This window comes from Shewanella sp. BJSY2023SW005, assembly GCF_047314585.1.
In the GTDB taxonomy this organism is placed as follows: domain Bacteria; phylum Pseudomonadota; class Gammaproteobacteria; order Enterobacterales; family Shewanellaceae; genus Shewanella; species Shewanella algae.
Genome location: NZ_JBKORJ010000058.1, coordinates 1 through 4,668, shown reverse-complemented (window position 1 = coordinate 4,668; position 4,668 = coordinate 1). Strand labels below are relative to the sequence as shown.

General features: G+C 47.2%; 5 protein-coding genes and 1 pseudogene. 1 reads left to right on the top strand and 5 read right to left on the bottom strand.

Translation table 11 applies throughout. The features are described 5' to 3' along the window. Positions 1-28: 28 nt before the first annotated feature. The 4 genes and pseudogenes from ACMHXI_RS18355 to cobB all read right to left on the bottom strand — a co-directional run bounded on the left by ACMHXI_RS18355 (position 29) and on the right by cobB (position 3,412). Positions 29-1,123: an ISAs1 family transposase gene (locus tag ACMHXI_RS18355; protein ID WP_109248997.1), complete on the bottom strand. Its 1,095-nt coding sequence runs from the start codon at positions 1,121-1,123 to the stop codon at positions 29-31. Positions 1,124-1,202: 79 nt separating this feature from the next. After that, positions 1,203-1,763, bottom strand: a pseudogene (locus ACMHXI_RS18350) (collagen-like protein); the annotation flags it as partial. Between the two features lie 357 nt (positions 1,764-2,120). Continuing rightward, entirely contained in the window at positions 2,121-2,546 is a 426-nt protein-coding gene (locus ACMHXI_RS18345) for an AAA family ATPase (RefSeq protein ID WP_252348036.1), read from the bottom strand. A gap of 131 nt (positions 2,547-2,677) precedes the next feature. Further along, the gene (gene cobB / locus ACMHXI_RS18340) at positions 2,678-3,412 is read right to left on the bottom strand and encodes a Sir2 family NAD+-dependent deacetylase (protein ID WP_025890087.1); all 735 of its coding nucleotides are present in this window, start codon (positions 3,410-3,412) and stop codon (positions 2,678-2,680) included. 261 nt (positions 3,413-3,673) lie between these two features. Here cobB and fur point away from each other — a divergent pair, with 261 nt between their 5' ends. After that, positions 3,674-4,105 carry a ferric iron uptake transcriptional regulator gene (gene fur / locus ACMHXI_RS18335; protein ID WP_025011008.1) on the top strand — a complete coding sequence of 144 codons (432 nt, stop codon included), beginning with the start codon at positions 3,674-3,676 and terminating at the stop codon, positions 4,103-4,105. Between the two features lie 35 nt (positions 4,106-4,140). Here the strand turns inward: fur and ACMHXI_RS18330 are convergent. Then, on the bottom strand, positions 4,141-4,668 hold a 528-nt coding region (locus tag ACMHXI_RS18330; RefSeq protein WP_413735738.1), incomplete at its 5' end, for a transposase.

Genomic DNA, 4,668 nt, shown 5'->3' with positions numbered 1-4,668 from the left:
CAGGGCGGGATTCCACTTTGCTTATATCTTAACCAAATAACAACTCTGAGCGAAATGTAGGACTCCAACCAGCACGGCGGCGCTTACCTGCCAGACTGTCTTTTTTGCCTTGGTGCTGCCTTATCGCACTCAGAGCCGCTCGGTTAAATAGGGCGAGATGCTTTGCGCCATCAGGATCCGTTACCTTCAGCGCATCTTCGCGGAAGACCACATCCAGCACCCAATGGAGCTGATTTTCTACCCCCCAATGCTCTCGAATAGTCCTCGCGGCCTCTTCGGCATTGAGCGGTAAGGAACTGACATACCAGCGTGAAGAACATGATGTTATTCCATCGACTGTCCGTTCACTGGCAACTTCGATAAATGAGGTGATGTGCGGCCACTTTTTCTTAAGTTCCGCTGATAATTCTGCTTCTATCTGCATGACTGTTCGGCGCTCCCTGCGGCCATGACCCATGTTGAACTGCTCAAATATAGCCAGTTCTGGCTGCTCATACGCTTTACTGAAGCTGGTTTTGACTGCTTCAAATAATCCCGGCTGGTTCGACTTGAGCTGAATAATGAAATCACCGTTCCCCTGTTTAATTTTGTTCATGGTAGACACCTGACAATGCAGTGCATCCAGCGTCAGAACGGCATTATCCAGTGCCATAGCATCAATCATGTTGCGGGCGACTTCAGCTTCTTTCCCTTTAGAATGTGAACTGTCTTGGTAAAGTGTAATGCCGTTGCCGACATCAAATGCGCTGACAACATGGAGTGCATTCTTAGCATCCTCACTCCACGCCCCGCGCAGGGTTTTTCCATCCAGCGCGATAACGGTTTTCCCTTCCGTTTGCCGTTGCTCATTGATCCAGCCAAATATGGCTTGAAGGAGCAGTTCGCTGTCCAATGCTTTGATTATATTACTGATACAATGCCTTTTAGGGATGCCATTTTCAAATTTTCGGTACAGACGGAGCCAATCTAGCTGTTCTTCTCCGAATTCCTGAATGGACTTCCACCCAGTCGCACCGCTGAGGATAGCACTGAGTGTCAGGAACACCACATCCACTAAATTATGCTTTAGATTGATGTCCTTACGGGGATCGGTAATCTGTTCTAGTTGTTTCAAAAGGGTCATGGTCATCTGTGGATTAAGGGCAAGGCAGATCAGATCATGACCAACCGTAAAAGTTCAATTTAAAGTGGGATCCCGCCCTGGTTGTGGTACTGAATTGACCTTCCGGCTTATTGACAACCAACGCCTTTGAACGGGCAATGGCATCATTACCGCCGACACGCAGCCAAACAATGCCTTCAGTGGCGGCATTAACACCTGCCATTGGGGCTTCAAAAATATAATGACCATCATCTACTTGAGTCAGCGTTGCACCTTCTGTTGCCTGAGTTACTGCGCCGCCGATATGAACATTGTCCTCAACCCCGTTAATAGGATTTTCATCCCGGTTGAGAATAAAACCTTTAGCAGTCAAAGCAGCCACTTTTGCCTGAACATCTGTCAGTTCATTAATTAAGTCGCCATTTTCATCTGTTACTTCAAATTCGTAGCTAACCTTACCCTCGCCCAAAGTGTAATTAATCACTTTAACTTGGGTTTCGACCGATTGGGTCACTGGGGGATTCGTCCCCGGCTTCCCAGGTTCTCCGGGGGTTCCCGGTTCACCTGGCGCTCCATCACGGCCATCTTCACCATCACTGCAACCGGCCAACAGTATCGCCATCACCATCAGCGCAACTCTTTTCTTTTTAAGTATGGTCATCTTTCTCTCCTGTCTGAGCAAAGGAATACCGCTTGCTCACTCTTTATTTTTAAGAGGAACAATCCGACTCCCGAAACTCAAACGAAAGTTATAATAATGATTAACGGGTCTATTCTGACCCGAGCAGATAATATGACTAAAAATAAAACAAAAGAGTGAGCAAAGACACAAGATGTGACTATGAAACATTTTAATACGATTGAAATTATTAAAATAAACTTAAAAATATTAATGGGTGAATTACTGGCTTTATTAAAGAAATATATCAACTCGGAATTTCTTTAATTATACTCATCTTATACCGATATATTGCAATTTATGAAATCAGATATTTTAATTTACTTGCAAAAGTTATTTTTAATTTCTTTGAAATTGACTGGCCATTCGTTGAATGGAGTTAAGACTTACGCCATGTTTGTTTCGCTTGGCACATTCACGCTGGTGAGTTTTGCTGCGCACATCACCAATCTGTTGAATATGCACCCGGTAATTCAAGGCCTTTGCTGCCGCCTGATAGGCCGCAAACTCCCACAGTGCCATGTTAGTATTGTCGCAGATAACCACAGGCACGCCAGATGCCAACGCCTCGATGAAGCGGCTCAGGTTGAGCTGATGAAATTCCGGCAAACGGGCAATGTCGAAGCAGTAGTGGTTATTTTGGTAAAAGAAGCTGTCGGTTGAGCACAGGCCTCTCTCAGTGACATTCTGGGCAATCCTCGCTGGTAGTTCCTGGATAAACTGCCGAACCCAGTATGATTTACCGCTGCCCGGCAGACCGCGCATGATGATTGCCAAGCGGCTGTTGCCATCAATAGCCCCGGGGTCAATAACCCCCTTGATCTCTTGGATATTACGCGCGCTTGAAATACCGACAGGCGGCTCAAGCAGGCTGGCACCTGTTTTGGGCTCAGGCATCAGTTCTGGCCGGTTTGATTGCAGATAGACTGACCGGCAAGGATACGCTCCACCAGTGCCGGCACCATCTCACTGGCCTTGCCTTGCAGGTGAATTTGAAACTGGCTGTGTCTGTCTGCCGGCATCAGATTGACCTCGACGGTAAGCGCACCATGATGATTGGCGCTGTCGACAAAACCGGCAGCGGGATAGACAGTGCCTGAAGTGCCAATGGCAATAAAGAGATCGCAGTGATCCAAAGCATCGTGAATTCTATCCATTCCCAGGGGCATTTCACCGAACCAAACCACATGAGGCCGCAAACGCTGCGCCGGAATACAGCAGGTGCAGGTATTCTCCGGCCCGAAGGGTTCGTGCAGGGTAAAAGTTTGCCGCGAGCGCGGACAACGCCCCTTGGAAAGTTCACCGTGCATATGCAGCAAGCGCCTGGAGCCGGCTCTCTCGTGCAGATCGTCTATGTTTTGGGTGACAATAAGCAGTTCCCCCTCAAACTCCTGCTCAAGGCGAGATAGCGCCGTATGGGCGGCGTTGGGTTCTATATTGCCCGCATGCAATTGCTGCCAACGGCCATTGTAGAAGCGCTCGACCAACTCAGGGTCACGCTCATAGCCTTCAGGAGTCGCCACATCTTCAATATGATGCTCTTCCCACAGGCCATCTTGATCCCTGAAGGTACGTAATCCGGACTCGGCAGAGATCCCGGCGCCGGTTAAAACCACGATTCGACGATGCATCTAGTGTCCTTTTTGTTTTTCTGTCATCCTGCCAACGATAACCAAACACTGCAATTATGCCTTGGTATAACCATACAAAAAGTATGTTTAAATTGCTTGTTTTTATTCAAATTTATGCCGATTATAGCCAAGTTACCCCACAGAAGTACCAAAAGCCGGATCAGAGGTTTAAGTTTTAGAACAGTACACATATAATGGGGTCTATTATCCACGGACGAACCTATGTGTAATACCAAGGGTTCTGCAATCAAGAGATTAGCCATGACAGATGGAAATCAAGCGCTGAAGAAAGCGGGTTTGAAAATCACCCTGCCACGAGTCAAAATCCTGGAGCTGATGCAAGAACCGGAGAACCAGCATATCAGTGCCGAAGATTTATATAAGAAATTGCTGGATATCGGCGAAGAGATAGGTCTGGCTACCGTTTATCGGGTACTGAACCAGTTTGATGATGCCGGCATTGTCAGCCGTCACCACTTCGAAAGCGGCAAAGCCGTGTTTGAACTCTCCACCCAACATCATCATGATCACCTGGTATGCCTGAGCTGTGGCAAAGTGATCGAGTTTTCCGATGATCTTATCGAGCGTCGTCAGCATGAAATCGCCATGCGTCACAATATCAAGCTCACCAATCACAGCCTCTACCTCTATGGCGTCTGCACCAACGACAAGTGCGATCACGGCCAAGAGTGATAATTAAAAAAACCAGCGCCAAGCGCTAATGCCGTTCACTTAGTGTGAACGGCATTTTTCTTAGGCTTAATGGGATACTTGTTTTTACTCATTTTTAACGCACGTGGATAGGCTCTATCCCGTTTCCCATCAAGCTTGAACTGCCTCGCATTACGCACTATGTCCAAGATCTCTCTCGGAACATTCCCAGGCATTTGAGATGACAGCTGAGTCAGTTTAAAAATGATATAACTCGATGCATCTCTAAAGCTTAATTGGTTCGGATGTAACGACGGTAAGCTTTTAGCCATCAACACCATCTTGTATCTGATGAGGTTATAGGCCAATAGTACCCCCCACAATTCTTGGATAACCAACTCTGGCAATTGACTACGCAACGTAAAGCGACTCTCCAGAAGATGCTGCTTCATCTCCCGATAGCCCACTTCTATCTCCCATCGATGGGCATATAAATCCGCTATATCTGCCCCCGGATAACGCAAGGGGTCCGTTAATGAGGTCAAAATGGAAACCGACTTACCTTTTATCGTCTTTGTCAGTAAGCGAGCTTCAATATTGTCAGG

Excerpts from the sequence above, each read along its gene's own strand:
- cobB (WP_025890087.1), bottom strand. The coding sequence starts at position 3,412 with ATGCATCGTCGAATCGTGGTTTTAACCGGCGCCGGGATCTCTGCCGAG.
- ACMHXI_RS18355 (WP_109248997.1), bottom strand. The coding sequence starts at position 1,123 with ATGACCCTTTTGAAACAACTAGAACAGATTACCGATCCCCGTAAGGAC.
- ACMHXI_RS18345 (WP_252348036.1), bottom strand. The coding sequence starts at position 2,546 with ATGCGCGGTCTGCCGGGCAGCGGTAAATCATACTGGGTTCGGCAGTTT.
- fur (WP_025011008.1), top strand. The coding sequence starts at position 3,674 with ATGACAGATGGAAATCAAGCGCTGAAGAAAGCGGGTTTGAAAATCACC.